Origin of the sequence: Agrobacterium vitis, assembly GCF_037039395.1 — a bacterium.
Lineage (GTDB): Bacteria > Pseudomonadota > Alphaproteobacteria > Rhizobiales > Rhizobiaceae > Allorhizobium > Allorhizobium vitis_E.
Map to the genome: position 1 here is coordinate 3,383,119 of NZ_CP146242.1, position 25,910 is coordinate 3,409,028.

Below are 25,910 nucleotides of genomic sequence, written 5' to 3' on the forward strand. Positions count from 1 at the left end.
ATGTTCATAAGGATTCCACGCGGTTAACCGCCCGGTAACACTAACGCGCTTTAATAAACTCACAAATGGTTGCGTCGTCAGTGGGTTGTATCATGCGTCAGAGTCAGTCTTATAAATCCGGCATGCCTGTTGCCCAGATTCTCTGGGTTGGCCTGATGGCGAGCGTCGCGACTGGTTGCAGTTCCGATTCAAGCCGCTTTTCGGGCCTGTTTTCCAAAACCGATTCGATGACGACCGCCTCGACCGGCGGTCAGATCACTGGATTGGACAATGCGCCGGTGCCGCAAGCCGATGTCGATAATGGTGGGTCCTATGCGCCGTCCGGCCCCAGCGCGTCGACGGGTGGCGGTTATGGCAATCGCCAGCAGGCGATGACGCAGCCCTATCCGGCCCAGCAGACCTATTCGCCAGCGCGGCGTGCTTCTTCGGCTGTGTCCGTTCAGAAGGCCGAACTTGCGCCGCCATCCGGCTCCACAGCGTCGACCGGCCCGATCTCTTCGCGCCGCCAGACAGCCTCGGCCCAGCCATTCCCGGCGGCCACTCACCAGTCGGCTGCACTGGAGGACGGCGACGGCTTGTCCACCAACACCCTGCCACAGCCGGCAAAGCCCGGCCTGGCGGCTGGCGCTAGCGCTGGCCAGGGTGCGAATGGCCAAAGTGCGAATGGATGGAGCACGGTCAACGCACCCCGCGTCGTGCTGAAGCCGGGCGAAAGCCTTGCCACCCTGTCGCAGCGCTACGGCGTGCCGGAAAAGGAAATCGTCAAGGCCAATGGTCTTTCGACGGCAGGGGCTGCACGCCCCGGTCAGTCCATCCTTATTCCGACCTTCGGTTCGCGCAATACGCCGACCAGGGCAGCGGCTGCCGAAGGCACGCTGTTGCCTCCCGGTCAGTCCCCCGGACCGGCGCCGCGCCAGGAAGAAAAGGTCGCAGTGTTGCCGACCAATCCGAAGCTGCGCGACAAGGTCAAGACTGATATTGCCGCAAACAACACCACCAATGCCGCGGGCACTGGCAAGATGCCGCCAGCTGCTGGCACCTATGTGGTCAAGTCGGGCGATTCGATTGCCAAGATTGCCCGCGAGAATGGTGTTTCGGTTGCTGCCTTGAAGCAGGCCAACCATCTCGGTACCCAGGGTGTCCGTGTTGGCCAGACGCTGGAATTGCCGCAGGCCGATCAAAAACTGGCCGCGACACCTGTCAGCACGGCGCCTGCCAATACCAAACCGGAAGCGCCTAAGGTTACTGCTGCGGCTCCGGCGCCTGCCGCGCCGACCAAGTCGGTCACCGATGTTGCCTCCGCCGATCCAGGCGACAAGGCCCCGGATGCGACCGGCATCGGCAAATATCGCTGGCCGGTTCGTGGTGCGGTGGTGGCTCCGTTTGGCGCCAATGTCGCTGGCAAGCGCAATGACGGTATCGATATTTCCGTGCCGACCGGTACGCCGATCAAGGCTGCCGAAAATGGCGTGGTTATCTACGCTGGCAATGGTTTGAAAGAACTCGGCAACACCGTGCTTGTCCGCCACGACGACGGCACTGTGACTGTTTACGGCCATGCCGATGCCATTTCCGTTCAGCGCGGCCAGAAGGTGCAGCGTGGCCAGCAGGTTGCGACATCGGGCATGAGCGGCAATGCCAGCCAGCCGACCCTGCATTTCGAAGTGCGCAAGGATGCGACCCCGGTCAACCCGATGGGCTTCCTGGAATAGGTGTCGCAGGGCGAAAGCTTTTTCTTGAATAAGGTAGTGCGTTTCAGGAAAGTTGAGAAAGGCTCGGAGCAATCCGGGCCTTTCTTCATAAGGGGCTTACGATATGGCGGGAAGGTCTACCGTCCGAGTTCGACCCGCAATCGCCCGGCCAGATCCTGAATATACTGCCAGGCGACACGGCCGGAACGCGCCCCTCGCGTGGTGGCCCATTCCAGTGCCTCGGCGTGCAATTGCTCAGGCGGCAGCGGCAGCTTGAAATGTGCGGCATAGCCGTCGATCATCGTCAGGTAGTCGTCCTGGCTGCATTTATGAAAGCCGAGCCAGAGGCCAAACCGATCGGAGAGCGAGACCTTTTCCTCAACGGCTTCTGACGGGTTGATGGCGGTCGATTGCTCGTTTTCCATCATATGCCGGGGCAGGAGGTGGCGGCGGTTGGACGTGGCGTAAAACAGCACATTGTCCGGGCGGCCTTCAATACCGCCATCCAATGCCGCTTTCAGCGATTTATAGGCGGTATCGTCATGGTCGAAGGAAAGATCGTCGCAAAACAGCAGCACCCGCTCGTCGCTGTTTTTCAGCAGGTCCATCAGCGTGGGTAGGGAGGCGATGTCTTCGCGGTGTACTTCCACCAGTTTCAGCCGCACGCCGGTGGCCTTTACGATATCGGCATGCACTGCCTTGACCAGCGAGGATTTGCCCATGCCGCGCGCGCCCCACAGCAGAACATTGTTGGCGGCAAAGCCCAGCGCGAACCGTTCGGTGTTTTCATGCAGGATATCACGCACCCGGTCGACACCCCTGATCAGGCCAAGTGCGACGCGGTTGGGTCTTGGTACGGGTTGCAGGTGCAGGTTTGCCGGATGCCAGACGAAGCAATCGGCTGCGCTCCAGTCGTTGAGCGCAGGGGCGGGACCGGCCAACCGTTCCATGGCATCGGCGAGCCGGGTCACTTCCCGCAGCAGATCAGCCAGCATATCGGTCATGTTTTGCCTCCGTTCATGTGTGAAAAGTGGTTCAAGACCGCCTGTGATCGTTGCGCTACCATGGTCATACAGGGTTCGAAAGTGTATTGACCGGGGATTCGGTACGCAAAGCCGCTGTTTCTGTTGCATTCCCTCGGGGTATTCCTATATTCCGGCGGCAAAACAGGGGGGACAGGATCTTTGCTGCCCCGGTTCCGAAGGAGTTTCTCATGTTCATAACACAGGCATTCGCTCAGGATGCAGCACCTGCCGCTGGCGGGATGGGGTCCGGGTTTGAAATGCTGCTGCTTTTCGCACCCTTGATGGTGATCTGGTATTTCCTGCTGATCCGCCCGCAGCGCAACCAGCTCAAGAAGCGGGAAGCAACGCTGTCGGCTATTCGCCGTGGTGACCAGGTGGTTCTGGGCGGCGGCCTGATCGGCAAGGTGACCAAGGTCACTGACGATAAGGAACTGGAAGTCGAAATTGCCGATGGCGTCAAAGTCAAGGCGCTGCGCAGCCTGATCGCCGAAGTGCGCGTCAAGGGCGAGCCGGTCAAGGCTGAGATTGCCAAAACCGATGGGACAAAGTCCGAGTCCTGATTGAAGTTTGAACACCGGGCCGCCCAACAGGGCGGCCTGACTTTTTTCTGCTGTCTGCTGGAGAAAAGCCGCTTCCGTCCTGTGAAATGGCCGCTTTGTATGTTGAGCGCTGGTTTGCCCTGCGGTAAATCTTGCTCGGCGTATCAAGCCGCCATTTCCGTTTGACGATCCGGTCTATTTGCCCAGACCTTACCCTTCGAGATGTCGATGCTGCATTTCTCCCGCTGGAAAACCATTCTTCTCTGGCTTGCCGTCGTGGCGAGCGTTTTGATCGCGCTGCCCGACCTGTTCAGCAAGGATCAACTGGCCCGTCTTCCGTCCTGGTTCCCGAGCAAGCAGATGACGCTCGGCCTCGATTTGCAGGGCGGTTCGCATATCATGCTGAAGATCGACCGCAACGATATCGTCAAGGAGCGGCTTGAAGCCGTGGTTGGCGATATCCGCGGCAGTCTTCGCGATGCGGGCGTTCGCTATACCGGGCTGAATGGCGTTGGCCAGGCGGTCCAGGTCCGCATTACCGATCCGGCCCAGCTCGATGCAGCGCGCAAGGCCTTGCAGACGCTGACCGCGCCGGTCAGCACCGGCGGTTTCGGATCGAGCAGCATCCAGGAAGCGACACTGGACGATAGCGGCGATGGGGTGTTGAAATTCAACCTCACCGATGCCGGTATCGATTATCGCATGTCCTCGGCACTCACCCAGTCCATCGAAGTCGTGCGTCGCCGCGTCGATGAGCTTGGCAATACCGAGCCGTTGATCCAGCGCCAGGGCTCTGACCGGATCATCGTGCAGGTGCCGGGCCTGGGCGATCCGCAGCGGTTGAAGAATCTTCTGAACCAGACCGCGAAACTGAGCTTCCGCATGGTCGATACCAGCATGTCGGCCACCGAAGCGATCAGCGGCCGCCCACCTGCAACGTCCGAAGTGCTGTACAGCCAGGATGAGGCGGCTGTGCCCTATCTGGTCGAAAAGCGGGTTCTGGTGTCCGGCGAGGATCTAGTCGATGCCCAGGCAAGCTTCAATCAGCAGAATAACGAACCGGTCGTCAGCTTCCGCTTCGATAGCCGTGGTGCGCAGCGCTTTGCCCAGGCGACTCAGCAGAATGTCGGGCGACCCTTTGCCATCGTGCTCGACAATCAGGTGATTTCCGCACCTGTCATCCGTGAACCGATTGTTGGTGGTTCCGGCCAGATTTCCGGCAATTTCACGGTGCAGGGCGCCAATGATCTCGCAGTCCTGCTGCGCGCCGGCGCATTGCCGGCAACCTTGACCGTAGTCGAAGAGCGCACCGTCGGCCCAAGCCTTGGCGCCGACTCGATCCGGGCCGGGGTTTCTGCCGGCTTCATCGGTGCGGGGCTTGTCGTGGTGCTGATGATCGGGCTTTACGGCTTCTTCGGCGTGCTTGCCGTGCTGGCGCTGTTGGCCAATATCGTCATGATTCTGGCCATCCTCACCCTGCTTGGATCGACGCTGACGCTGCCGGGCATCGCCGGTATCGTATTGACCATCGGTATGGCTGTTGATTCCAACGTGCTGATCTACGAGCGTATCCGCGAGGAATATAAGAGCGGGCGTTCCCTCATTCAGTCGATCGATATCGGCTTCAACAAGGCCTTGGCGACCATTGTCGACGCCAATGTCACCACGCTGATTGCCGCTGGCGTGTTGTTCTTTCTCGGCTCCGGTCCGGTGCGTGGCTTCTCGGTAACGCTTGCCATCGGTATCATCACCACGGTGTTTACCGCCTTTGGCTTGACCCGTTGGATGTTTACCGTCTGGGTGAACACGCGCCGTCCCAAAGCTCTGCCCAAGGGGGTTCGGACCGGAATTTTCGATGGCACAAACATCCCGTTCATGGGTGTCCGCCGTTACACGTTCCTGCTGTCGGCTGCCTTGTCCATTGCCGCCCTTGTCGGTTTCGGCACGGTCGGCATGAAGCTCGGCATCGATTTTACCGGCGGTTCGATCATCGAGTTGAAGGCCCGTCAGGGCAATGCCGATCCCGCTGCCATCCGCGAACAGTTGAGCAGTCTCAATCTCGGCGACGTTCAGGTCCAGGGTTTTGGCGATCCGAGCAGCGTTCTGGTCCGTTTGCAGGCCCAGGACGAGGGTGAAAACGGCGAACAATCGGCTGTTGCCAAGGTGCGTGGCGAATTGGAGCAGGCTTACGAGTTCCGCCGCACCGAAGTCGTCGGCCCGTCCGTATCGGGTGAGTTGACGAAATCCGCAACCATTGGCGTGTTGATTTCGCTGATGGCGATCCTGGTCTATATCTGGATCCGGTTTGAATGGCAGTTTGCGGCAGGCGCGATCATCGCAACCCTGCACGACGTCATCCTGACGCTTGGCCTCTATGTGATCACCGGGGTGGAATTCGACCTCAGCAGTATCGCGGCCATCCTGACGATTGTCGGCTATTCGCTGAACGATACCGTGGTCGTCTATGACCGCATGCGCGAGAACCTGCGCCGCTACAAGAAAATGCCGCTGGATGTGCTGATCGACACATCGATCAATCAGACCCTGTCTCGGACCATCCTGACATCGGTGACGACGCTTCTGGCCCTTCTGGCATTGTTCCTGTTCGGTGGCGAGGTTATCCGCTCCTTCACCTTTGCCATGCTGTTCGGGGTTCTCGTTGGCACATTCTCCTCTATCTATATGGCGGCACCGGTGCTGATCGCCTTCCGTCTTCGCCCCGAAGGTCAGGGCGAGCCGGATAAGGCTGTAAAAGCAAAGCCGGAGAAGAACGGCACTGCGGGCAAGGCGGGAGCATAGGCATTGGCAAAGGGCATTATCATCCGCGAGGCGCATTTTCCGGGCCGGTCCCCCATCGATGCCTATGGCAATGGCGGGTTCCGGTTTGCGGATATGTCGCATCGCGGCTCCCTTTTGCTTTTACCATCAGGCATTTATGGCTGGGATATGAGCGAGGGCGAGGACCTGACGGTCACCGCCCTCCAGCGCTTGCTGGACGAGGCGGATAAGGTCGAGTTCCTGTTGCTCGGCACGGGCACGGAACTGCGCCGTATCCCCAGCGACGTTAAAGCCGCTCTGACCGCCGCTGGCATCGGGTCTGACCCGATGAGCACCGGTGCTGCGGTGCGGACCTATAATGTGATGCTGGCGGAAGAACGGCCCGTGGCCGCCGCATTGATTGCAGTCTGATCTCATGGCTGAAAGCGCAAAGCCATCGCCATTGGTCCCGGATGTATGCCTTACGACGCTGCGGGAGATCGACCGCGACCGGTATTTGGCCTGCCTTCTCTCCCCGCCGGAAAAGCAGCCTGCCTTGGCAGCGCTTTATGCCTTTAATGCGGAGCTTGCCCGCGTGCGTGATCTGGTGCGGGAGCCCTTGCCGGGGGAAATTCGGTTGCAATATTGGCGCGACCTGCTTTCGGGCAAGGGGCATGGCGATACCACGGCCAATCCGCTGGCGGCAGGGCTTTTGGCGGCGGTGGAGCGCTATCACTTACCGGTTCAGCCTTTGCTCGACATGATCGATGCGCGGATTGCCGACCTTTATGATGATCCGATCGGGCCGAGATCGGCGCTGGAAGGCTATGCGGGAGAGACCGCCTCGGCGCTGATCCAACTGGCGAGCCTGGTGCTTGATGCCCAGGCCGCACTGAATTGCGCAACCATTGCAGGCCATGCCGGGGTTGCTCAGGCCATCGCCGGCCTGCTGGCGCTGATGCCGCAGCATCGGGCGCGGGGACAACTCTACATTCCCGACGAAATCCTGACCGCGACTGGCCTCGACCGCGATGCCTTCCTGTCGGGCAAGGACGAGATGCGGATCGATGGTGCAATCGAAGCCTTTGCCGGTCTGGGGCTCGATCATCTTGCCAAGGCGCGCGCTGGTGGCAAGCTTCCGGCATCTTTGGTTGCTGCCTATCTGCCCGTGGCGCTCGCCGGTCCAATTCTGCGGGATGCTCGTCGGCGCGGCGCCGATATTCTGCAAACACCGATCCGCCGAGCCCAGTGGCGCCGCCAGCTGACACTGCTGCGCGCCAGCATGACGGGTCGATTTTAGGGCTGCAAGGTTCCTCCTGAACCAGCCCCTCGGGAAAACCCGGATTACACTTTTCCTGGCAAACGATGCACAGGTTTGCACTCCGGCTCCAAACTCACGCAAGGCTCATCCGTTAGTTCTTACCTACTGCAAAATCCGCAAGTTGGAATCGTATCAAAGGATTATGCAGCAGATATAAAGTGTTGCCGCAATTGCGCGATCCTCGATCGGCAGTGCTGCTCTCGCATCATCCGGAGGTTGCCAGTGGGCGTTGGGATCGGTATTTTTGTGTTTTTGGGCATTATCGCCTTCGCGTGGTACGTCTCGCGCATGGCGGAGCGCAATGACGGCGAAACCCTAAGCGATGTCGGACTTGCCATCCTGGAATTCGGCCGGGCCTTTCCTGGCGAAGCTATCCGCAGCCTGCATGCCACAGCCGATGGCAAGGCAGTTTTCGTCAGGCTGCATGACAACCGCGCTGGCTTCATGCGCAATCTTCGCAATCATTATGCCTGCCATTTGATCGAGCCGGGGCATGTGCAGGTCCGCCCCCTGGAGAGCGTTCACGGCTTCCACGTCACGTTTCTCGATGCAGCCCAACATAACGGCGACTATATTTTCGCCAAACCCGCCGAGGCCGCAGAAGTATCGCTTTGGCTGCTCGGCAACTATATCGCGCCGAGCGATTTGCAACCGGCAGAAGACAGGTTTGACAAGACGTCCTCTTGAGTAGGATGGGCTATCAGGTCCTTTGAGATCTTCGGGCCTTGCTCTTACAGGCCCGCGTCTTCCATTTGCGCAACAGGCTGTGGAATGTGCGGCGGCAGGCCGAGCCATTCCCGGCAATGCGCCAGGGCGCGGATGGCGATCAACTGTCGCTTCATGACAGTCTTGTCCTTGCCCCGGAATCGCTTCACGCCTTCGGGCTTGACGATGGAGCCAGGCTCCAGATCCGGAAACAGGCCAAAGTTGATGTTCATCGGCTGGAAAGACTTTTTGCCGGGCTCATCGTTGGACACGATATGGCCACCGGTAATATGGTTGAGCAGCGCACCGAGCGCCGTTGTCACCGGCGGCGGGCTAAAGGCTTCGCCCTTGCGCTCGGCAGCAGCAAAGCGACCGGCCAGAAGACCGATGGAGGCGCTCTCGACATAGCCTTCGCAGCCGGTGATCTGTCCTGCAAAACGCAGGCCCGGTCTGCTCTTTAGGGAAAGAGACGGATCAAGCAGCACTGGTGAATGGATATAGGTATTGCGGTGCAGGCCACCGAGCCGGGCGAATTCGGCGTTTTCCAGACCGGGGATCATCCGGAAAATCTCGGCTTGGGCGCCGTAGCGTAGCTTGGTCTGAAAGCCGACCATGTTATAGAGCGTGCCCAGTGCATTGTCCTGGCGCAGCTGCACGACGGCATAGGCTTTCACGGTCGGATTATGAGCATTTGTCAGCCCCATCGGCTTCATCGGTCCATGGCGCAGGGTTTCACGGCCGCGTTCCGCCATGACCTCGATGGGCAGGCAGCCGTCGAAATAGGGTGTGCCTTCCCATTCCTTGAAGCCGACCGCGTCACCGGCAATCAATGCATCGACGAAGGCGTTATACTGGGCCTCGTCCAGGGGGCAGTTGATGTAATCCTTGCCCGTACCGCCCGGGCCAACCTTGTCATAGCGCGACTGATACCAGCAGATATCCATATTGATGCTGTCGCGGTGGACGATGGGGGCGATGGCGTCGAAAAAGGCCAGCGCGTCCTCGCCGGTTTCAGCGCGGATGGCCTCGGCCAGTGCCGGTGATGTCAGCGGACCGCTGGCGATAATGCTGAGATCCCAATCGCGCGGCGGCAGGCCGGTGATTTCCTCGCGCACCACAGTTACGAGCGGGTGGGCTTCCAGGGCCTGCGTCACGGCCTCGGCAAAACCATCCCTGTCGACGGCAAGCGCGCCACCCGCCGGCACCTGATGGCGGTCGGCGCAGGCCATGATCAATGAGCCGGCCAGCCGCATTTCCGCATGGATAACCCCAACCGCATTGGCGGTAGCGTCGTCGGATCGGAAGGAATTGGAGCAGACAAGCTCGGCAAGGCTATCGGTCTTATGGGCGTCGGTGCCGCGAAGGCCGCGCATCTCATGAAGAATGACCGGCACGCCCGCCTCAGCGATCTGCCAGGCGGCTTCGGAGCCAGCAAGCCCGCCGCCAACGATGTGAATAGGGGAATAGGAGTTGTTGTCTGTCATGGCGGCTGCTTATCACGCCTTGCCGCCGCTTCCAATCTTGAATAGAGCAAATTGCACTTTGGAGATGCAAGCTTGGTTTGGAGAGTTAGCAATCATCGTACATGACGTAAATGTTTTGCTCTGTTGCTTGCCCCTCTGCCTTGCCAGGCATCTCCCCCCTCAAGGGCGGAGATCAGATAGGCGTGCCGCCTACGTTTACCAATAAATCGTGATTATCGATAGTTAAGAGCGATGATGTGACGCGAGAGGTTAAATCCGGGTCGATCTCCCTCCTTGAGGGGGAGATGTCCGGCAGGACAGAGGGGGGTAAACGGCATATCAAAACGTTTACGTCGCGTAGAGTGCCCAGAAATAGAAAACGGCGCCAAAAGCGCCGTTCGAACATTCAATTCAAATTTTAAAACCGGGTCCGATTAACGGAACGAACGGTTTGCAATGTGACGGATGTCGTAACGGGTGATGCCGATGTCGGACAGGGTCTGGTTGGACAGGCCGCCCAGCTCGGACAGAGTGCGGCGATAGCTAATCCAGTTTTTTGCAATGCGGATCGGGTTCATGACGTTTCCTCGAGATCTTGTTTGCTGATCCGGCGGTCTCTCCCGCCTCAGCTGTTGGATTGTTTATACATCGGGGAAGGCATTAGCGACAGTGCAATAAATGGGCGACTGCTATGCGTTTGTGCAGATTCATGGCTATTAATTGTGCTTCGGCTAGGATTTGAGCATGATTTTTGGACGCCCAAAACAGGCCTTTTCCGAGTGAAATTCTCACCGGTGCGAGGGTGTGGAATTGCCGACCTTCAGGCACAAGACGGTCCCATAATGGCTTTGTTTAGGAAGAATCCAGCGGATATTTTGTGTTGCGAACATTCCCTGCCTTGTGGCCAGCAAAAGGCGGCATAATTCGTCAAAACGCCTTTATCGCGTCTATCTCCGTTGCGCACTTATGGCGTAAGCTTGCGGCAAGCTCTGGCTTTGATGGTCCGTGCCATGTCTTTGTGCGGAGTTTGACCTTGCTGCGGTATTTGCGCGTTTTTGCCTTTCTATCGATCTGCATGGCGCTTGCCGGGTGCATGGCCGGGCTGTTTCAATCCGCGCCGAAGAAGTTTTACTATGATATTCGCGCCGTCACCGTGCTGGCGGGTCCGAAAGTGCCGCTGGCCCTGGTTCAGGGCGTGGAGCGGCGTCTGTCAGCAGCCGTCGCTGCCACGGTGCGCAGCGAGGTTTTGCCGCGGGTGATTCTGACGGTCAGGGTCGAGGCGATGGCAAGTGGGCTTGGGCTGGACAAGCGGCATAACGAAGCCGAGGTCAAGGTCAGTGCTGCCTCGGTCGAAACCGGGGATGTGGTCGCTCAGGGCGCGTTTAAGGTGCTGACCATTACCAATGACCAGACGCTCGGCCCTGAAAGCCTGGCGGAAGAAATTTCAGCCCGGATACGCTCACTGTTTTCCCTGACCGCGCCAAAACTATAGCGGGTACCAGGACACGAGAGGGTGATGGCTGATGGCTTGCAGATTGACTTCAAACGTCATTCTGCTAACCCTAGAGTTGGATGGTTTTCGGCCTGAAGAGATTGAGGCTGGAAAGCAAAAGGGAATGCGAAGGCGTGGACCCAGACAGGGCATGCCAAACGCAGCCGACCCCGCGACTGTAGAACAGCGAGGGTTTTCCATCTGGTTTTGAAGATCCTTGCATGGCGGGCCGCGTGGTGTGGCCGGTGCGGTGAGCGGATAGGCCGGAAAAGCCACTGGAGTGGCAAAGCGATCTGCCGGGGTTGGACGCCTCTTTATCTACGAATTGTCCGCCTTTTCGCTTTTGCCATGACCTCCGGGAAGGTGAGGAAAATCTGCGAATTGGTGCCGTGATGGTGCCGCTTTGACGCTGTGAGCCAGGAGACCTGCCGTCCGTGACGGGCTTTAAGCCCAATTGGGGGAGAGATCCCCGACGCCAGCACGGAGGTTGTCGTGGCGCAACAGATTGATCGCGGACCTTCCAGGCTCCGCTTCACGGTCATTTGGCCGTTGCACTTTTTGCCGCCTGCGCCCAATGGAGGCAGGTCATGATGACGCTTGTGTCATCACGCAGCATAGGTGCGGCCTTAGCGCTGCTTGTGCTGGCGGCGCTGGTTTTTGCGCTGCTGCCTTTTTCCCGTCATGCGCCTTCTGGCCCTTTCGAGCGGCCTGCAGAACAACAATTCCAGGTACCACCGGCTTCCAATTCCACCTTTGGCGGGGCGTTGTCGCAGCCGAGGCCGGATGTGCGGTCTTCTGCGCCATCCGCTGCCGATGCAGCCCCATCATCCGCATGGCCGGGCTTCGTGCCGCGTTCCAGTGGGCTCTATACGCCGCCTGCCGGTGGAAACTGACGTCATGGCCGAGACAATTTCGAAACGTGTCTTCGTTCTCGGAGGCGCGCGGTCCGGCAAATCGCATTTTGCCGAACAGCTTTGTGCAGAGACCGACCTGGAGCGTCATTATCTTGCGACCGGGCGGGCCTGGGACGAGGAAATGCGCGCCCGGATCGACCAGCATCAGCAGGATCGTGGCGGCCTTTGGGTGACGCATGAGGAGCCACTGGCGCTGGTGGAAAAGCTTCGCCAAATCGATGCGCCGGGCCGGGTGGTGCTGGTCGATTGCCTGACGCTCTGGGTGACCAATCTGATGATGGAGGAGGGGCGCGACATGGCTGCTGAGGCCGCGGTCCTTGCGGATCTGCTGCCCCGGCTTTCCGCCTCCATCGTGCTTGTTTCCAATGAAGTCGGCCTTGGCATCGTGCCGGAAAACCGCATGGCGCGCCATTTCCGCGACCATGCCGGGCGGCTTCATCAATTGATCGCGGCAAGCGCTGACGAGGTTTATTTCGTCGCGGCTGGCCTGCCCCTGAAAATGAAAGGCTGAACAATGTTGCAACAGAAAATTCCCGTCACTGTTATCACCGGCTTTCTCGGCGCTGGTAAGACGACGATCATCCGCAATATGCTGATGAATGCGGGTGGTAAGAAAATCGCGTTGATCATTAATGAGTTTGGCGATCTGGGTGTGGATGGCGAGGTGCTGAAAGGTTGCGGCGCCGAGACCTGCACCGAGGACGACATTATCGAACTGACCAATGGCTGTATCTGCTGCACCGTTGCCGATGATTTCGTGCCGACCATGCAAAAGCTCCTGGCACGAGATGTCTTGCCCGACCATATCGTCATCGAGACTTCTGGCCTCGCTCTGCCGCAGCCGCTGGTGGCCGCTTTCAACTGGCCGGATATCCGCACCCGTGTCACCGTTGATGGTGTCGTGACGGTGGTCGATAGCGCCGCTGTCGCCGCTGGCCGGTTTGCCGATGACCACGACCGGATCGATGCCCAGCGCGCCGCTGATGACAGTCTCGATCATGAAAGCCCGATTGAGGAACTGTTCGAGGATCAACTGACCTGCGCCGATCTGATCGTGCTCAACAAGACCGATCTACTCGATGCGGCTGGTCTTGCCAAAGTGCGAACCGATGTGACGGCCCGGATGACCCGCAAGCCGACCTTGATCGAGGCGAAGAATGGCGACGTGCCTGTTATGGTGCTGCTTGGCATCGGTGCCGGGTCGGAAGCCGATATCGACAATCGCAAATCCCATCACGAGTTGGAGCATGAGGCGCTGCATACGAGCGGCGAGGCGCATGACCATCATCACGACCACGACGAATTCAACAGTTTCGTTGTCGATCTGCCGCAGGTGCGCGAGCCGGACCGCTTCGTGGATGGCTTGAAGACCGTGATCGAAGCGCATGACGTGCTGCGGCTGAAAGGCTTCGTCGATGTACCGGGCAAGCCGATGCGGCTGGTGGTGCAGGCGGTCGGTAACCGTATCGATCAATATTATGACCGGCCCTGGGCGTCGGGCGAGCTGCGGGCGACGCGGCTGGTGGTGATCGGCCTGCATGATCTCGACCAATCGGCGATTGCCGATGCCATCCGGGCGGCAGCGTAAGCCATGCATCTTCTGCTTGCCCAGCAAGGCTCGATCAGCGACGGGGATGATGCGATAGACCTCGGCCAGACGCCGGGGGATATCCTGTTTCTGTCCGCCGCCGATACCGAGCTATCCGCCATCGCGGCGGCGCTGGCGCGGCAGGCCGAGACCGCGCCATGGCGGCTGGCCAGCCTGATGGCGCTGAAACATCCGATGTCGGTCGATACCTATATCGAGCGCACGGCCCGCCATGCGAAACTGATCGTTGTCAGGGCGCTGGGTGGGGCCAGTTATTTCCATTATGCGCTGGAAGCGCTGCACGCCTGCGCCCATCGTCATGGGATCAAAATTGCCGTTCTGCCCGGCGACGACAAGCCGGATGCCGGGCTGGAGGCTTTTTCAAATCTGGATGCCCCGGATCTATCGGCGCTTTGGGCCTATCTGATCGAAGGCGGCGATAGCAATGCCAGCCATTTCGTGTCCTATGCGCAGGCGCTGCTGACCCATGCATCAAAGCCACAAGAGGCCTTGCCGCTGCTGAAGGCCGGGCTGTGGTGGCCGGGCCGGGGGGCGATTGACGTTCAGGCATGGCAGACGCTTGCAGGGGAAGGGCCGATTGTAGCCCTCTGCTTTTACCGCGCCCTTGTCCAGAGCGGCGAGACCGCGCCGGTTGAGGCGATGATTGAGGCGTTGCAAGCGCAGGGCCTGCGGGTCTTGCCGGTGTTTGTCGCCAGTCTGAAGGATGCCGTTTGCGTTGAAACCCTGCGGATGATTTTTAACCAGGCCGCACCGGATGTGGTGGTCAACACGACAGGCTTTGCCGTTTCTGTTCCGGGCACTGATGCACCCTCGACCGTGCTGGACGAGCAGGGCGCGGTGGTGTTGCAGGCGCTGTTTTCCTCATCGCCACGCTCCGTTTGGGACGCCTCGATGCAAGGGCTGAGCGCCCGTGATCTCGCTATGAATGTTGCGCTGCCGGAGGTGGACGGGCGGGTGCTGACCCGGGCCGTTTCCTTCAAATCCGCGGCTCGCTACGATGCGCGGGTGGAAACCACGCTGGTCAGCCATGCGCCGGAGCCGGGTCGCACAGCCTTCGTCGCCAGCCTGGCCGCCAATTGGGCGCGGCTGAGGCATACATCTGCGCCTGACCGGCAAGTCGCCCTGATCATGGCCAATTATCCCAACCGGGATGGACGCCTTGGTAATGGCGTCGGGCTGGATACGCCTGCTGCCAGTCTTGAAGTGTTGAAGGCCCTGAAGGCCGAAGGCTATGACACCGGCATGCTACCCACTAGCTCGGATGCGCTGATGGCGACAATGATGGCCGGTGTCACCAATGCGGCGGTGAAGGGCAGGGTGATCCGCGAGACCCTGCTGCTGGCCGATTACCAGCGGTTTTTCGCGAGCCTGCCTGACAAGATCAGGCAGGAGATCAGTGACAGATGGGGGGAGCCGCAGGCCGATCCGTTTTTTGCCGGGGATGGTTTCGCGTTGCCGCTGCTGCGGTTCGGCAAGGTAATGCTCGGCATCCAACCGGCGCGGGGCTATAATATCGATCCGAAGGACAGCTATCATTCGCCGGATCTGGTGCCGCCGCATGGCTATTTCGCCTTCTACGCATTTTTGCGCCAGAGTTTCGGTGTGCAGGCCATCATTCATATGGGCAAGCACGGCAATCTGGAATGGCTGCCGGGCAAGGCGCTGGCGCTGAGTGAGAGCTGTTATCCTGAAGCGCTGCTGGGTCCGGTGCCGCATCTCTACCCCTTCATCGTCAACGATCCCGGCGAAGGCACGCAGGCCAAGCGCCGGGCCAGCGCCGTCATTATCGATCACCTGACCCCGCCGCTGACCAGGGCGGAAAGCTATGGTCCGCTGAAGGATCTGGAAGCGCTGGTGGATGAATATTATCAGGCGATGGGCGGTGATCCGCGCCGGGTTACCCTGTTGAAAACCCAGATCCTCGATCTGGTCGCCGATATCGGTCTGGATGAGGACGCAGGCATTGCCGGTGGTGAGGCGGAGGAGGTCAAGCTGACCAAGCTCGACGCCTATCTCTGCGACCTCAAGGAAATGCAGATCCGCGATGGCCTGCATATTTTCGGGCAGGCACCGGAAGGCCGGTTGCTGACAGACCTGGTCGTGGCCTTGGCGCGGGTGCCGCGTGGACAAGGGCAGAGCCAAGGGGGCCAAGGCGGCGATGCCAGTCTGCACCGGTCGATTGCCATGGATGCGCTTGGCGGATTGGCTGGGTTCGACCCTCTGGACTGTGTGTTTTCCGATAGCTGGGACGGGCCGCAACCCGACCTTCTGAGAAACGTCACACTAGCCCCCTGGCGCACCAAGGGCGATACGGTTGAGCGGATCGAATTGCTAGCAGCAGACATGGTGTCGGGCAGGCTTGCCTGTCCCGAAGGCTGGCAAAACACAAGCGCTGTTCTCGATGAGGTTGAAGCCCGGCTGAAGCCGAGAGTGGTCAAATCCGGCCCAGCCGAAATTGCCGGACTGCTCAAAGGACTGTCCGGCCGCTTCGTCGCCCCTGGCCCGTCCGGTGCGCCAACGCGCGGGCGACCGGATGTGCTGCCGACAGGCCGTAATTTCTACTCCGTCGATAGCCGCGCCGTGCCGACACCCGCCGCTTACCAACTCGGTCAGAAATCCGCCGAACTGCTGGTTGCCCGCTATGTGCAGGATCATGGCGAATGGCCGGTGTCCTTCGGTATCACTGCCTGGGGCACCAGCAATATGCGCACTGGCGGCGATGATATTGCCCAGGCGCTGGCGCTGATCGGCGTCAAGCCGCTTTGGGACAACGCCTCGCGCCGGGTGACCGGTTATGAGATCATTCCCCAGGCGATTTTGGGTCGCCCGCGTGTCGATGTGACACTGCGGATATCAGGGTTTTTCCGCGACGCCTTTCCAGAACAGATCGCCTTGTTCGACAAGGCGGTGCGGGCGGTTGGCGCCCTCAATGAGGATGCGGCGGATAACCCGATTGCGGCGCGCATCAAGGCCGAAACAGTCTTGTTCCAGCAACAGGGGCTTGACGAAAAGACCGCCAGCCGTCGGGCGGGCTACCGGGTATTCGGCTCGAAACCCGGCGCTTACGGAGCGGGCCTGCAAGCCTTGATCGACGAAAAGGGCTGGGAGCGCCGGGCCGATCTGGCCGAGGCCTACCTGATCTGGGGCGCTTACGCTTACGGTGCGGGTGAAGAAGGCAGGGCTGAGCGAGGCCTGTTCGAAGAGCGTTTGCAGGGCGTGCAGGCCGTGGTGCAAAACCAGGACAATCGCGAGCATGATCTGCTGGATAGCGACGATTACTATCAATTCGAGGGCGGCATGACGGCAGCGGTCGAGCAACTTTCGGGTCGCAGGCCAACCGTCTATCACAACGACCATTCCCGACCGGAAAAGCCTGTCATCCGCACGCTGGAGGAAGAGATTGGCCGGGTGGTGCGCGCCCGCGTCGTCAATCCGAAATGGATCGAGGGCGTGATGCGTCACGGCTATAAGGGCGCGTTCGAAATTGCCGCGACGGTGGATTATCTGTTCGCCTTTGCCGCCACCACCGGCGCTGTGCGCCAGCCGCATTTCGAAGCTGTTTACCGTGCTTTTATTGGCGATGACCGGGTGCGGGCTTTCATGGCTGACAAAAATCCGGCAGCGCTGAAGGAAATGTCGCAGCGGCTACTGGAAGCCATAGAGCGTGGCCTCTGGACGCCGCGCAGCAATTCGGCGAGATATCATCTATCCCAGATTTCTGACGCCCAGATTTTACAGACGATCCAATTGGAGAATGCCCTATGACCGAAACCGTCGATAGCGGACCCGTTGCAGCACCATCGGACGATCTTGCCCGCCACGCCGAGAAAATGGCGAAGAAAAAGGCGGCGCGCGACAAGATCATGGCGACCAAGACCGGGGAAAAGGGCCTGATCATCGTCCATACCGGCAAGGGCAAGGGTAAGTCCTCGGCAGCCTTCGGGATGATTTTCCGCCATATCGCCCATGGCAAAAAATGCGCTGTGGTGCAGTTCATCAAGGGGGCGATGTCAACAGGCGAACGCGACCTGATCCTGCGACATTTTTCCGACCTCTGCGCCTTCCACACCATGGGCGAGGGCTTTACCTGGGAAACCCAGGACAAGGCCCGCGACATGGCCATGGCCAGAGCTGCCTGGGACAAGGCCAAGGAACTGATCCGCGATCCCGCCAACAGCATGGTGCTGCTCGACGAAATCAATATCGCCATCCGCTACGACTACATCGATCTGGCCGAAGTCGTCGCCTTCCTGTCGGAAGAAAAGCCGCCCATGACCCACGTGGTGCTAACGGGCCGCAATGCCAAGGATGAGCTGATCGAAATTGCCGATTTGGTGACGGAAATGGAGCTGGTCAAACACCCATTCCGCTCTGGCATCAAGGCTCAGCTGGGTGTGGAATTCTGAACATGGTGCAATATAATTTTGCCTTGATGTCTTAAATCCCCATCCACACCCGCACGGGATTGGTCGGGTCCAGCAGCAGCTTTATTGCTAACCCGATGCAGGTGACGATCAGCAGCGGTTTGATGATTTTGGCGCCGCTTTTCATTGCCAGTTTCGAGCCGGTCTGGGCGCCCAGGAACTGACCGATGCCCATGACAATGCCGATTTTCCATAAAACCACGCCGTTGAAGACGAAGACCAGGAACGCGCCGACATTGGAGCCGAAATTCAGCAGTTTTGTGTGAGCGGTGGCCTTCAGCATGCCAAAACCAGCAAGCGAAACGAAGGCCAGCATCAGGAAGGAGCCGGTTCCGGGGCCGAAAACGCCATCATAAATGGCGATCAGCGGGGCAAGCGTCAGGCCGAACAGGAAAGGCGTCATCCGCTGATGGCTATCGACGTCGGAAATATTTGGCTTCAGGGCAAAATAAGCGGCAATTGCCACCAGCAGAAACGGCATCAGCGCTTTTAGTACATCGCCCGGCACATAGGTCGCGATGACAGCGCCAATCGCGCCGCCCAGTACCGACATGGCGGCCATCGGCAATTGTTTTTTCAGATTGACGTGGCCCTTGCGGCTATAGGCGATGGTGGCAGAGGCCGAGCCGAACATGCCCTGCAATTTGTTGGTGCCCAGTGTTTCCAGTGGGGGAATACCGGCAATCAGCATGGCTGGAATGGTAATGAGGCCACCACCACCGGCAATCGCATCAACAAAACCTGCGATAAAGGCGGCAAAAAACAGGAAGATCAGGGCTTGGATGGCAATATCGGTCATGGAAAATCCAAAGAAGAGTTGAATATCAAGCCTCTTACTGCATTCCCCGCCAAACGGTAATCGGTTTGAGAGGAAAATTTTCCGTGAAAAGGATTTTGACCGTGGGCGGATCATGTCCGGCTGAAATTGCGGTTTGACCCGGCTCGGGCGCTTCGCTATTCCTGCCCTCCAAGATGTGCGACGGCGCCTGTTCGACAGGCTGGAATCGTCCGGTGCGGCTGACCCAATCAGGGGGCCAATTCCGGAGCTGTCCCAAAGGCCATAGGAGATGCCGGAAAAACCGGCGGCTCCGGCGCTTCGTACATAAAACGAAACGAAGCAGGGAGCCTTTTGTCATGGCAGAAAAACTCGGAATCATGGTTTGCGGACATGGCAGCCGCAACCAGAATGCGGCGCGCGAATTCGCTGTCATCGCCGAAGGGCTGAAAGCGCGCAATCCCGACCTGCCGGTCGAATACGGCTATCTGGAATTCTGCAATCCAGTGATCTCGGCAGGTCTCGACAGCTTGCGGGAAAAAGGCGTCACCCGGGTTCTGGCGGTGCCGGGCATGCTGTTTGCCGCGGGCCATGCCAAGAACGATATTCCCTCGGTGCTGAATACCTATCAGGCGCAGAACCCCGGCATGGTGATCAATTACGGTCGCGAGCTTGGCATCGACCTGAAGATGATCCGCGCTGCCGGTGACCGCATCCAGGCAGCAGTAGATGAGGCGAATGCGCAACTGGGTGTCATCGATAAGCATGACACGCTGCTGATGGTGGTCGGGCGCGGCTCATCCGATCCCGATGCCAATTCCAACGCCACCAAGGTGATGCGGATGCTGTGGGAAGGCATGGGCTTCGGCTGGGGCGAAACCTGTTATTCCGGCGTGACCTTTCCGCTGGTCGAGCCGGGCCTGACCCATGCCGCCAAGCTGGGCTACAAGCGCATCATCGTCTTTCCCTATTTCCTATTTACCGGCGTGCTGGTGAAACGGATCTACAGCTATACCGACGAAGTGGCGGCCCGCCATCCGGATATCCAGTTCGTCAAGGCCAGCTATCTCAATGATCATCCGCTGGTGCTGGATGCCTTTCAGGATCGGGTACGCGAAATCCTCGAAGGCGCGGCGGTGATGAACTGTCAGATGTGCAAATACCGCGAACAGGTTCTGGGCTTCGAGGCCGATATCGGCCAGCCGCAGGAAAGCCACCACCACCATGTCGAGGGCATTGGCGGCGGGCTGGAAGACTGTCCGTGCAAGGGCGATTGCGACGCCTCCTGCCGCGATCAGGCGTTCTGTCTTCAGCATGGCCTGCCGTGGACGCCGGTGCATAGCCATGCCGATCCGGCCCCACTGCAACCGGCTTTCGACTACGGCGCATCGACAACGCTTGGCGGCAAATACGGGCATTTGTTGAATGCCAGCCCCGATGCCGGGCTGGAAGCAGTGATGAATGCGCCGTCCAGCGGCAAGGCGCATGTCCACGAGCATGGGCCGGATTGCGGCTGTGGTCATGATCATAGCCATGACCACCATGGTCACGCGCATGGAAATCATGATCACACGCACGACCACGGGCATGACCACCATCACGACCATGGACACGCGCACAGCCATACCCATGCGCCTTACCCCCATGCGGATCATCCGCTCGGGCCAAAATCCATGAAGAAGACCTGATGGCCTTATTCGACCGCATCTTGATCGTCGACTGGTCCGGCGCAGCCAAACCGGTGACGGGCAAGAACTCCATCTGGGCCTGTCTTGTCGATTGCGGCGCGGCAGGAGCAGAGATCGTCTGGCTGGAAAACTTCCCCACCCGTGCCGCCTTCATGGCGCGGTTTGAGGCTGTGGTCAGCGATGCGCTGGCGGCGGGCAAGCGCTTGCTGGCCGGTTTCGACTTCGCTTTCGGTTATCCCACGGGGACGGTGGCGCTGGTGACGGGCGCTGCGGATTGGCAAGGCCTATGGCGTGCCATTGCCCGTGAGATTGAAGACGGTGCCGATAATGCCAATAACCGTTTTGCGCTCGCGGCACGTTGGAACCGGGACTATTTTGCTCGAGAACCGCGCTTCTGGGGCAGGCCGCAGGCGCTGGATCTGGACGGTCTGCCCGCAACAAAGCCCGCGGCCCCCACCACCGCGCCTTTTACCATGCGGCTTTCGGAGCGCCATGCGCACGGCGCAAAATCCGTCTGGCAACTGGCCTATGCCGGGTCGGTTGGCAGCCAGAGCCTGCTGGGCATTGCCCGGTTGAGCCGTTTTCTCGACGGGCATCCGAACCGTGACAAGATTGCGGTCTGGCCGTTTGAGACTGGCTTTACGGCTGGAAATGCTGAAAAACGAGAGGGTGCCTTTGGGCGACTCGATGGCCAGCCGAACAGTTCCAGCGGCAACCATCATGTGGTTTTGGCGGAAATTTATCCCTCGCTGTTTTCGCTGGGGGATCATGAAAATGAAGTGAAGGATGCAGCCCAGGTGCGCCGGGTGGCTGTAGCCTTTGCCGGGTTCGATGCGGCCGGGATGTTGGGTAGGCTGTTTGAACGGCCCCGCATGCTCTCGGATGAGGAGATTGACGTGACGACGCAGGAAGAGGGCTGGGTGCTGGGCATCGGCCATGAGGATCTGGCTATGGAAGATCTGGCTGTAACAGCTGCGGAGCTTCCGTTAGGCGAGCTGGATGACGCAGCGGAAGAGGTCAGGCAGATCCCAGCGCTCGACTATATCCGCCAGCCAGCCGAGATTTACCGCCAGTCCTTCGAGACTATCCGGCGCGAGGCCAATCTTGACCGGTTTCCTGTCTCCCTGCAGCCTCTGGTGATCCGTTTGATCCATGCCTGCGGCATGATCGATTTGGCTGATGACATCGTGTTTTCGCAGGGTGCCTTCGAGGCAGGCGCTTCGGCACTTGCCGCCGGTGCGCCAATTCTCTGCGATGCGGAAATGGTCCGGCACGGTGTTATCCGCAGTCTTCTTCCCGCGGAAAACGAAGTGGTCTGCCTGATCAATGATGTCAGGGTGCGGCCGCTGGCCGCCTGGGCAGGCAATACCCGTTCGGCAGCGCAGGTCAATCTTTGGGCTGGTCAGCTGGAAGGCGCGGTCGTGGCCATCGGCAATGCACCGACAGCGCTGTTTCGCCTCCTGGAACTGCTGGATCAAGGTGCGCCGAAGCCGGCATTGATCCTCGGTCTGCCGGTCGGCTTTGTCGGGGCCGCCGAAAGCAAGGCTGAGCTTGCTGCCAACAGCCGGGGCGTGCCGTTCATTGCCGTTCAAGGCCGGCGAGGCGGTTCTGCCATGGCATCGGCTGCGGTCAATGCGCTGGCGGGAGGGCTCGGCGCCAATGACTGAGGCCTCCAGCGATCCGTGGCTGACCATTATCGGCATTGGTGATGGCGGTCTTGCCGGCCTGACGCCGCAACAGCTTGGCCATCTCGGCGAAGCGCAAGTGCTGGTGCTGGGTGAGCGGTTGGAACATGCGGTGGCAGATGCCATTCCCAATGTGCGGCGCATCCTCACCTGGGGGGCCGGTTTTCGCGAAACGCTGGATCAGCTCCTGGCACTGCGCGGCACCCCGGTCGTGGTGGTGGCAACCGGCGATCCCATGCATTTCGGCATAGGTGCTACGCTGCGGCGCTATCTGGCGCCGGAAGAAATGCGGGTCCTGCCCAGCCCCTCGGCCTTTTCGCTGGCCGCTGCCCGGCTGGGTTGGCCCTTGCAAAGCGTGGCGCAGATTTCGCTGCATGGCCGCCCGCTGTCCTACCTCAACCGGCATGTGCTGCCGGGTGCGCGCATCCTCGCGCTGACCTCCAATGCTGAAACGGTTTTCGAGGTTGCCGACCTGTTGGTGCGGCGCGGTTTTGGGGCCTCCATGCTGCATGTGCTGGAGCATATGGGGGGCGCGCTGGAGCGCATCCTGCATGTCACCGCGCAGGACCTGCTGGCGAAGCTGCCGGGTATTGCGGATTTCAACACGCTGGCCGTGGATTGCGCCGGTTCTGGAATGCTGCTGTCGCCGGTGCCGGGCCTGCCGGACGATGCCTTTCGCCACGATGGGCAATTGACCAAGCGTGAGGTAAGGGCGGTAACACTTGCGCATCTGGCGCCGTTTCCCAACGCTTTGCTCTGGGATGTGGGTGCCGGTTGCGGCTCTATCGCCATCGAATGGCTGCGCGCTGGCATGGGCACTCGTGCTATCGCAATCGAGCCGAAGCCGGAGCGGCTGGCGATGATGCGCGACAATGTCGAGACGCTTGGCGTGCCGGATCTGGAGATTGTCGAGGCCGAAGCACCGGCGGGATTGGTGAAGCTTGATCCGCCGGATGTGATTTTCATCGGTGGCGGCATCACAGCCGAAAGGCTGTTCGACGCCTGCTGGCAGGCGTTGAAGCCCGGCGGGCGGCTGGTCGCCAATGCCGTGACGCTGGAAGGCGAGGCACAGCTTGTGGCGTTGCGCAGCCTGCATGGCGGTGAGATGAGCCGGATTTCCGTGTCGCGTGCAGCACCCGTCGGTCGGTTCTGCGGCTGGAAATCGCTGATGCCGGTGACAACGTGGAGTGTTTCCAAATGACAGGTAAACTGTATGGCCTCGGTCTCGGTCCCGGCGATCCGGAGCTGATGACCTTGAAGGCGCACCGTATCCTGACCTCGGTGCCGGTGATTGCCTATCCGGCGCCGGATACCGGTCCAAGCTTTGCCCGTCAGATCGCCGAGCCCTATCTGCGGGCCGACCAGCTGGAAGTGCCAATGATCGTGCCGATGCGGGTCGAGCGCTATCCGGCTCAGGAAATTTATGACGCTGCCGCTGTGACCCTGTCGCATCATCTGGATGCCGGTTCGGATGTGGCGGTGCTGTGCGAAGGCGATCCGTTTTTCTACGGCTCGTTCATGTATTTGTTCGAGCGGCTGGCGCATCGCTACCCAACCGAAGTTGTTCCCGGCGTCTCATCGATGATGGCCGCCGCCGCTGCCTATGGCCGACCGCTGGCGGCCCGCAACGATGTGCTGACCGTGCTGCCGGGCCCGCTGGACAATGATGTTCTGCGCAGCCGGATCGAAAGCGCCTCTGCCGTCGCCATCATCAAGCTGGGGCGGCACTTCCCCCGTATCCGGGCGATGATCGACGCCATGGGCCTGACTGCCAATGCCGGTTATGTCGAGCGGGTGTCGCTGCATAGCGAACGCCTGCTGCCGCTGGGTGATGTCGCGGAAGACGTTGCCCCGTATTTCTCGATGATCCTGATTTACAAGGGGGCTGAGGGCTGGGCGCTCAGTGCGGCTCCTCAACCGGAAAGACTTTGATGACGACGCCCCAAAAAACCAGTGATGAGCAAACCGGCCCTGAAAAAACAGGCATTGAAAATACCGGCAATGCGAAACCCGCTATTGTCATTCTGATGCCAACGGCGCTGGCCTTGGCACGGCGCATTGCCGGGGCCGTTGGCGGTGAGGTTCACGCTGCCGCATCCCGCGTGGACGGGGCAGATCAGATCTTTGAAGATGTGAAAAGCCATGTCAGGGCGTTGTTTTATGCTGGACGCCCGATCATTGCAGTCATGGCATCGGGTGCGCTGATCCGGTTGTTGGCGCCATTGCTTGCCGACAAACAGTCCGAACCGCCGGTGTTGTGCGTGTCCGAAGATGGCGCTTCCGTTGTGCCGTTGCTGGGTGGTCATCACGGTGCCAACGATATGGCGCGCACCGTGGCTGATGCACTGGACGCCCATGCTGCGATCACCACGGTCGGCGATCTGCGCTTCGGTGTGGCACTGGATGCGCCGCCTGAGGGCTATGTGCTGGCCAATCCTGAACAGGCCAAGACCGTCATGGCCGAACTGGTGGCCGGGGCAAGCGTCCGGCTGGTTGGCGATGCCGATTGGCTGGCGGCTTCTCGTCTTGCCTTTGACGACGAGGGCAAGGTGACGCTGACCGTTACCGATCAGCGCCGGACAGCGGGGCCGCTGGAACTGGTCTATCACCCGCAAACCCTGGTGCTGGGCATGGGCTGCGAGCGCCATGCCTCAATCGAAGAGGCGATTGCGCTGGCGCAGCAGGCATTGGATACATCTGGCCTTTCCGCCCAAAGTCTTGCTGCGGTGGCCTCTGTCGACGTCAAGGCCGATGAGGCGGCAATCCATGCGGTGGCCGCGCATTTCGGTGTGCCCGCCCGGTTCTTTTCCTCCGAACGGTTGGAACAGGAACGGCCCCGGCTGCAAAACCCGTCGGATGTGGTGTTTGCCGAGGTCGGCTGCCACGGTGTGGCGGAGGGCGCGGCGCTGGCGGTGGCGGGTTCGGAGGGTGCGCTGGTTCTGCCCAAGATCAAATCGAAAGGTGTCACCGCCGCTCTGGGCCGCAGCGTTCAGCCAATCAACATCAAGGAAACAAGCCTTGGCCGCGCCCGTGGGACATTGTTTGTCGTCGGCATCGGGCCGGGGTCGGACGGTTGGCGCTCGCCGGAAGTCTCCCGCATGGTGGCCGCGTCGAGTGATCTCGTTGGCTATTCGCTTTATCTCGACCTGCTGGGATCGCTCACTGATGGCAAGGCGCGGCATGATTTCGACCTTGGCAAGGAAGAAGCCCGCGTGGTCCATGCGATGGAACTGGCGGGCGGGGGCAAGACGGTGGCGCTGGTCTGTTCCGGCGATGCCGGGATTTATGCCATGGCGACGCTGGTGTTCGAGCTTTTGGACAAGGGCGGAATTTCTGCGGGCGCGCAGCGGATCGAGGTGCAGGTTTCGCCAGGCATTTCAGCGCTTCAGGCCGCCGCCGCCCGGATTGGCGCGCCGCTCGGCCATGATTTCTGCACCATTTCGCTGTCGGACCTGTTGACGCCCTGGGAGCATATCCAGCGCCGGGTGAAGGCGGCTGGCGAGGGCGATTTTGTCATCGCCTTTTATAATCCGGTATCGATGAAGCGGCGCACGCAGCTGGCCTATGCCCGCGACCAGTTCCTCACCTATCGCCCAGCCGATACGCCGGTCATTCTCGCCACCAATCTTGGCCGTCCCGGCGAGACGGTGCGGGTGGTGCCGCTGGCTGGCCTGAATGTCGATGATGTCGATATGCTGACGGTGGTCATCGTCGGTTCGTCGGAAAGCCGCACCGTCAAAACCGGTGACGGCAAGACCTGGGTTTACACGCCGCGCGGCTATTCCGGCAAGGCGGATACGGCAATGCAGAAGGACGCATGAC

Annotated in this window: 21 protein-coding genes and 1 riboswitch; of the genes, 17 read left to right on the forward strand and 4 right to left on the reverse strand. The window is 60.2% G+C overall.

The genetic code is table 11. The annotated features are described in order from the left end of the window. Positions 1–65 precede the first annotated feature (65 nt). Complete coding sequence (locus V6582_RS18205; protein ID WP_156630544.1) at positions 66–1,712, forward strand: peptidoglycan DD-metalloendopeptidase family protein; 1,647 nt, start codon at positions 66–68, stop codon at positions 1,710–1,712. Between the two features lie 116 nt (positions 1,713–1,828). On the opposite strand, the gene V6582_RS18210 is transcribed toward V6582_RS18205, so the two are convergent. Next, complete coding sequence (locus V6582_RS18210) at positions 1,829–2,695, reverse strand: ATP-binding protein (RefSeq protein WP_156630545.1); 867 nt, start codon at positions 2,693–2,695, stop codon at positions 1,829–1,831. A 209-nt stretch (positions 2,696–2,904) separates the two neighbouring features. Between V6582_RS18210 and yajC the strand changes: the two genes are divergently transcribed. From yajC to V6582_RS18235, 5 genes are all read left to right on the forward strand, one after another. Further along, positions 2,905–3,276, forward strand: a complete 372-nt coding sequence (gene yajC / locus V6582_RS18215) for a preprotein translocase subunit YajC (RefSeq protein ID WP_156630546.1) — start codon at positions 2,905–2,907, stop codon at positions 3,274–3,276. Positions 3,277–3,483: 207 nt separating this feature from the next. Further along, positions 3,484–6,054: a protein translocase subunit SecDF gene (gene secDF / locus V6582_RS18220; protein ID WP_156630547.1), complete on the forward strand. Its 2,571-nt coding sequence runs from the start codon at positions 3,484–3,486 to the stop codon at positions 6,052–6,054. A 3-nt stretch (positions 6,055–6,057) separates the two neighbouring features. Continuing rightward, positions 6,058–6,444 (forward strand): Mth938-like domain-containing protein, encoded by a 387-nt coding sequence (locus tag V6582_RS18225; RefSeq protein ID WP_156630548.1) that lies wholly within the window; start codon positions 6,058–6,060, stop codon positions 6,442–6,444. A 4-nt stretch (positions 6,445–6,448) separates the two neighbouring features. After that, positions 6,449–7,312 (forward strand): phytoene/squalene synthase family protein, encoded by an 864-nt coding sequence (locus tag V6582_RS18230; protein ID WP_156630549.1) that lies wholly within the window; start codon positions 6,449–6,451, stop codon positions 7,310–7,312. Between the two features lie 243 nt (positions 7,313–7,555). Then, on the forward strand, positions 7,556–8,020 hold the full coding sequence (locus V6582_RS18235) for a hypothetical protein (protein ID WP_337739169.1): 465 nt from the start codon (positions 7,556–7,558) through the stop codon (positions 8,018–8,020). A gap of 44 nt (positions 8,021–8,064) precedes the next feature. Here the strand turns inward: V6582_RS18235 and trmFO are convergent, their stop codons facing one another. Both trmFO and V6582_RS18245 read right to left on the reverse strand, forming a co-directional pair. Then, a complete protein-coding gene (gene trmFO / locus V6582_RS18240) occupies positions 8,065–9,522 on the reverse strand; it encodes a methylenetetrahydrofolate--tRNA-(uracil(54)-C(5))-methyltransferase (FADH(2)-oxidizing) TrmFO (RefSeq protein WP_156630551.1) in 1,458 nt (485 codons plus the stop codon). 413 nt (positions 9,523–9,935) lie between these two features. Next, positions 9,936–10,079, reverse strand: coding sequence for a DUF1127 domain-containing protein (locus V6582_RS18245; RefSeq protein ID WP_015916326.1), 144 nt, complete (start codon positions 10,077–10,079; stop codon positions 9,936–9,938). A gap of 455 nt (positions 10,080–10,534) precedes the next feature. Here V6582_RS18245 and V6582_RS18250 point away from each other — a divergent pair, with 455 nt between their 5' ends. The 6 genes from V6582_RS18250 (at position 10,535) to cobO (ending at position 17,922) form a co-directional block, all read left to right on the forward strand. Further along, positions 10,535–10,993 carry a hypothetical protein gene (locus tag V6582_RS18250; protein WP_234889565.1) on the forward strand — a complete coding sequence of 153 codons (459 nt, stop codon included), beginning with the start codon at positions 10,535–10,537 and terminating at the stop codon, positions 10,991–10,993. Positions 10,994–11,057: 64 nt separating this feature from the next. After that, positions 11,058–11,440, forward strand: a riboswitch (cobalamin riboswitch). A gap of 140 nt (positions 11,441–11,580) precedes the next feature. Next, a complete protein-coding gene (locus V6582_RS18255) occupies positions 11,581–11,886 on the forward strand; it encodes a hypothetical protein (protein WP_156630553.1) in 306 nt (101 codons plus the stop codon). A 4-nt stretch (positions 11,887–11,890) separates the two neighbouring features. Continuing rightward, positions 11,891–12,418 (forward strand): bifunctional adenosylcobinamide kinase/adenosylcobinamide-phosphate guanylyltransferase, encoded by a 528-nt coding sequence (cobU, locus tag V6582_RS18260; RefSeq protein WP_156630554.1) that lies wholly within the window; start codon positions 11,891–11,893, stop codon positions 12,416–12,418. Positions 12,419–12,421: 3 nt separating this feature from the next. Continuing rightward, entirely contained in the window at positions 12,422–13,495 is a 1,074-nt protein-coding gene (gene cobW / locus V6582_RS18265) for a cobalamin biosynthesis protein CobW (protein WP_156630555.1), read from the forward strand. 3 nt (positions 13,496–13,498) lie between these two features. After that, entirely contained in the window at positions 13,499–17,281 is a 3,783-nt protein-coding gene (gene cobN, locus V6582_RS18270; RefSeq protein ID WP_156630556.1) for a cobaltochelatase subunit CobN, read from the forward strand. After that, entirely contained in the window at positions 17,278–17,922 is a 645-nt protein-coding gene (gene cobO, locus V6582_RS18275) for a cob(I)yrinic acid a,c-diamide adenosyltransferase (protein ID WP_156630557.1), read from the forward strand. The genes cobN and cobO overlap by 4 nt, the downstream gene beginning before the upstream one ends. Positions 17,923–17,953: 31 nt before the next feature. Here cobO and V6582_RS18280 read toward each other — a convergent pair whose 3' ends face one another. Then, positions 17,954–18,739, reverse strand: coding sequence for a TSUP family transporter (locus V6582_RS18280; RefSeq protein ID WP_156630558.1), 786 nt, complete (start codon positions 18,737–18,739; stop codon positions 17,954–17,956). Between the two features lie 335 nt (positions 18,740–19,074). Between V6582_RS18280 and V6582_RS18285 the strand changes: the two genes are divergently transcribed. The 5 genes from V6582_RS18285 (at position 19,075) to cobJ (ending at position 25,909) form a co-directional block, all read left to right on the forward strand. Continuing rightward, on the forward strand, positions 19,075–20,403 hold the full coding sequence (locus V6582_RS18285) for a sirohydrochlorin chelatase (RefSeq protein ID WP_156630559.1): 1,329 nt from the start codon (positions 19,075–19,077) through the stop codon (positions 20,401–20,403). Positions 20,404–21,428: 1,025 nt separating this feature from the next. Then, entirely contained in the window at positions 21,429–22,070 is a 642-nt protein-coding gene (locus V6582_RS18290) for a precorrin-8X methylmutase (protein ID WP_337739179.1), read from the forward strand. Next, positions 22,063–23,289, forward strand: a complete 1,227-nt coding sequence (gene cbiE, locus V6582_RS18295; RefSeq protein WP_156630560.1) for a precorrin-6y C5,15-methyltransferase (decarboxylating) subunit CbiE — start codon at positions 22,063–22,065, stop codon at positions 23,287–23,289. The genes V6582_RS18290 and cbiE overlap by 8 nt, the downstream gene beginning before the upstream one ends. Continuing rightward, a complete protein-coding gene (cobI, locus tag V6582_RS18300; RefSeq protein ID WP_156630561.1) occupies positions 23,286–24,020 on the forward strand; it encodes a precorrin-2 C(20)-methyltransferase in 735 nt (244 codons plus the stop codon). Before cbiE ends, cobI begins: the two co-directional genes overlap by 4 nt. Then, positions 24,020–25,909, forward strand: coding sequence for a precorrin-3B C(17)-methyltransferase (gene cobJ, locus V6582_RS18305; protein ID WP_432706305.1), 1,890 nt, complete (start codon positions 24,020–24,022; stop codon positions 25,907–25,909). Before cobI ends, cobJ begins: the two co-directional genes overlap by 1 nt. Position 25,910: the final 1 nt, after the last annotated feature.

Coding starts and splice junctions, on each gene's coding strand:
- cbiE (WP_156630560.1), top strand. CDS start 22,063: ATGACTGAGGCCTCCAGCGATCCGTGGCTGACCATTATCGGCATTGGT.
- V6582_RS18210 (WP_156630545.1), bottom strand. CDS start 2,695: ATGACCGATATGCTGGCTGATCTGCTGCGGGAAGTGACCCGGCTCGCC.
- V6582_RS18280 (WP_156630558.1), bottom strand. CDS start 18,739: ATGACCGATATTGCCATCCAAGCCCTGATCTTCCTGTTTTTTGCCGCC.
- V6582_RS18255 (WP_156630553.1), top strand. CDS start 11,581: ATGATGACGCTTGTGTCATCACGCAGCATAGGTGCGGCCTTAGCGCTG.
- cobO (WP_156630557.1), top strand. CDS start 17,278: ATGACCGAAACCGTCGATAGCGGACCCGTTGCAGCACCATCGGACGAT.
- trmFO (WP_156630551.1), bottom strand. CDS start 9,522: ATGACAGACAACAACTCCTATTCCCCTATTCACATCGTTGGCGGCGGG.
- V6582_RS18230 (WP_156630549.1), top strand. CDS start 6,449: ATGGCTGAAAGCGCAAAGCCATCGCCATTGGTCCCGGATGTATGCCTT.
- cobW (WP_156630555.1), top strand. CDS start 12,422: ATGTTGCAACAGAAAATTCCCGTCACTGTTATCACCGGCTTTCTCGGC.
- V6582_RS18285 (WP_156630559.1), top strand. CDS start 19,075: ATGGCAGAAAAACTCGGAATCATGGTTTGCGGACATGGCAGCCGCAAC.
- cobU (WP_156630554.1), top strand. CDS start 11,891: ATGGCCGAGACAATTTCGAAACGTGTCTTCGTTCTCGGAGGCGCGCGG.
- V6582_RS18205 (WP_156630544.1), top strand. CDS start 66: ATGGTTGCGTCGTCAGTGGGTTGTATCATGCGTCAGAGTCAGTCTTAT.
- yajC (WP_156630546.1), top strand. CDS start 2,905: ATGTTCATAACACAGGCATTCGCTCAGGATGCAGCACCTGCCGCTGGC.
- cobI (WP_156630561.1), top strand. CDS start 23,286: ATGACAGGTAAACTGTATGGCCTCGGTCTCGGTCCCGGCGATCCGGAG.
- cobN (WP_156630556.1), top strand. CDS start 13,499: ATGCATCTTCTGCTTGCCCAGCAAGGCTCGATCAGCGACGGGGATGAT.
- V6582_RS18245 (WP_015916326.1), bottom strand. CDS start 10,079: ATGAACCCGATCCGCATTGCAAAAAACTGGATTAGCTATCGCCGCACT.
- secDF (WP_156630547.1), top strand. CDS start 3,484: ATGCTGCATTTCTCCCGCTGGAAAACCATTCTTCTCTGGCTTGCCGTC.
- cobJ (WP_432706305.1), top strand. CDS start 24,020: ATGACGACGCCCCAAAAAACCAGTGATGAGCAAACCGGCCCTGAAAAA.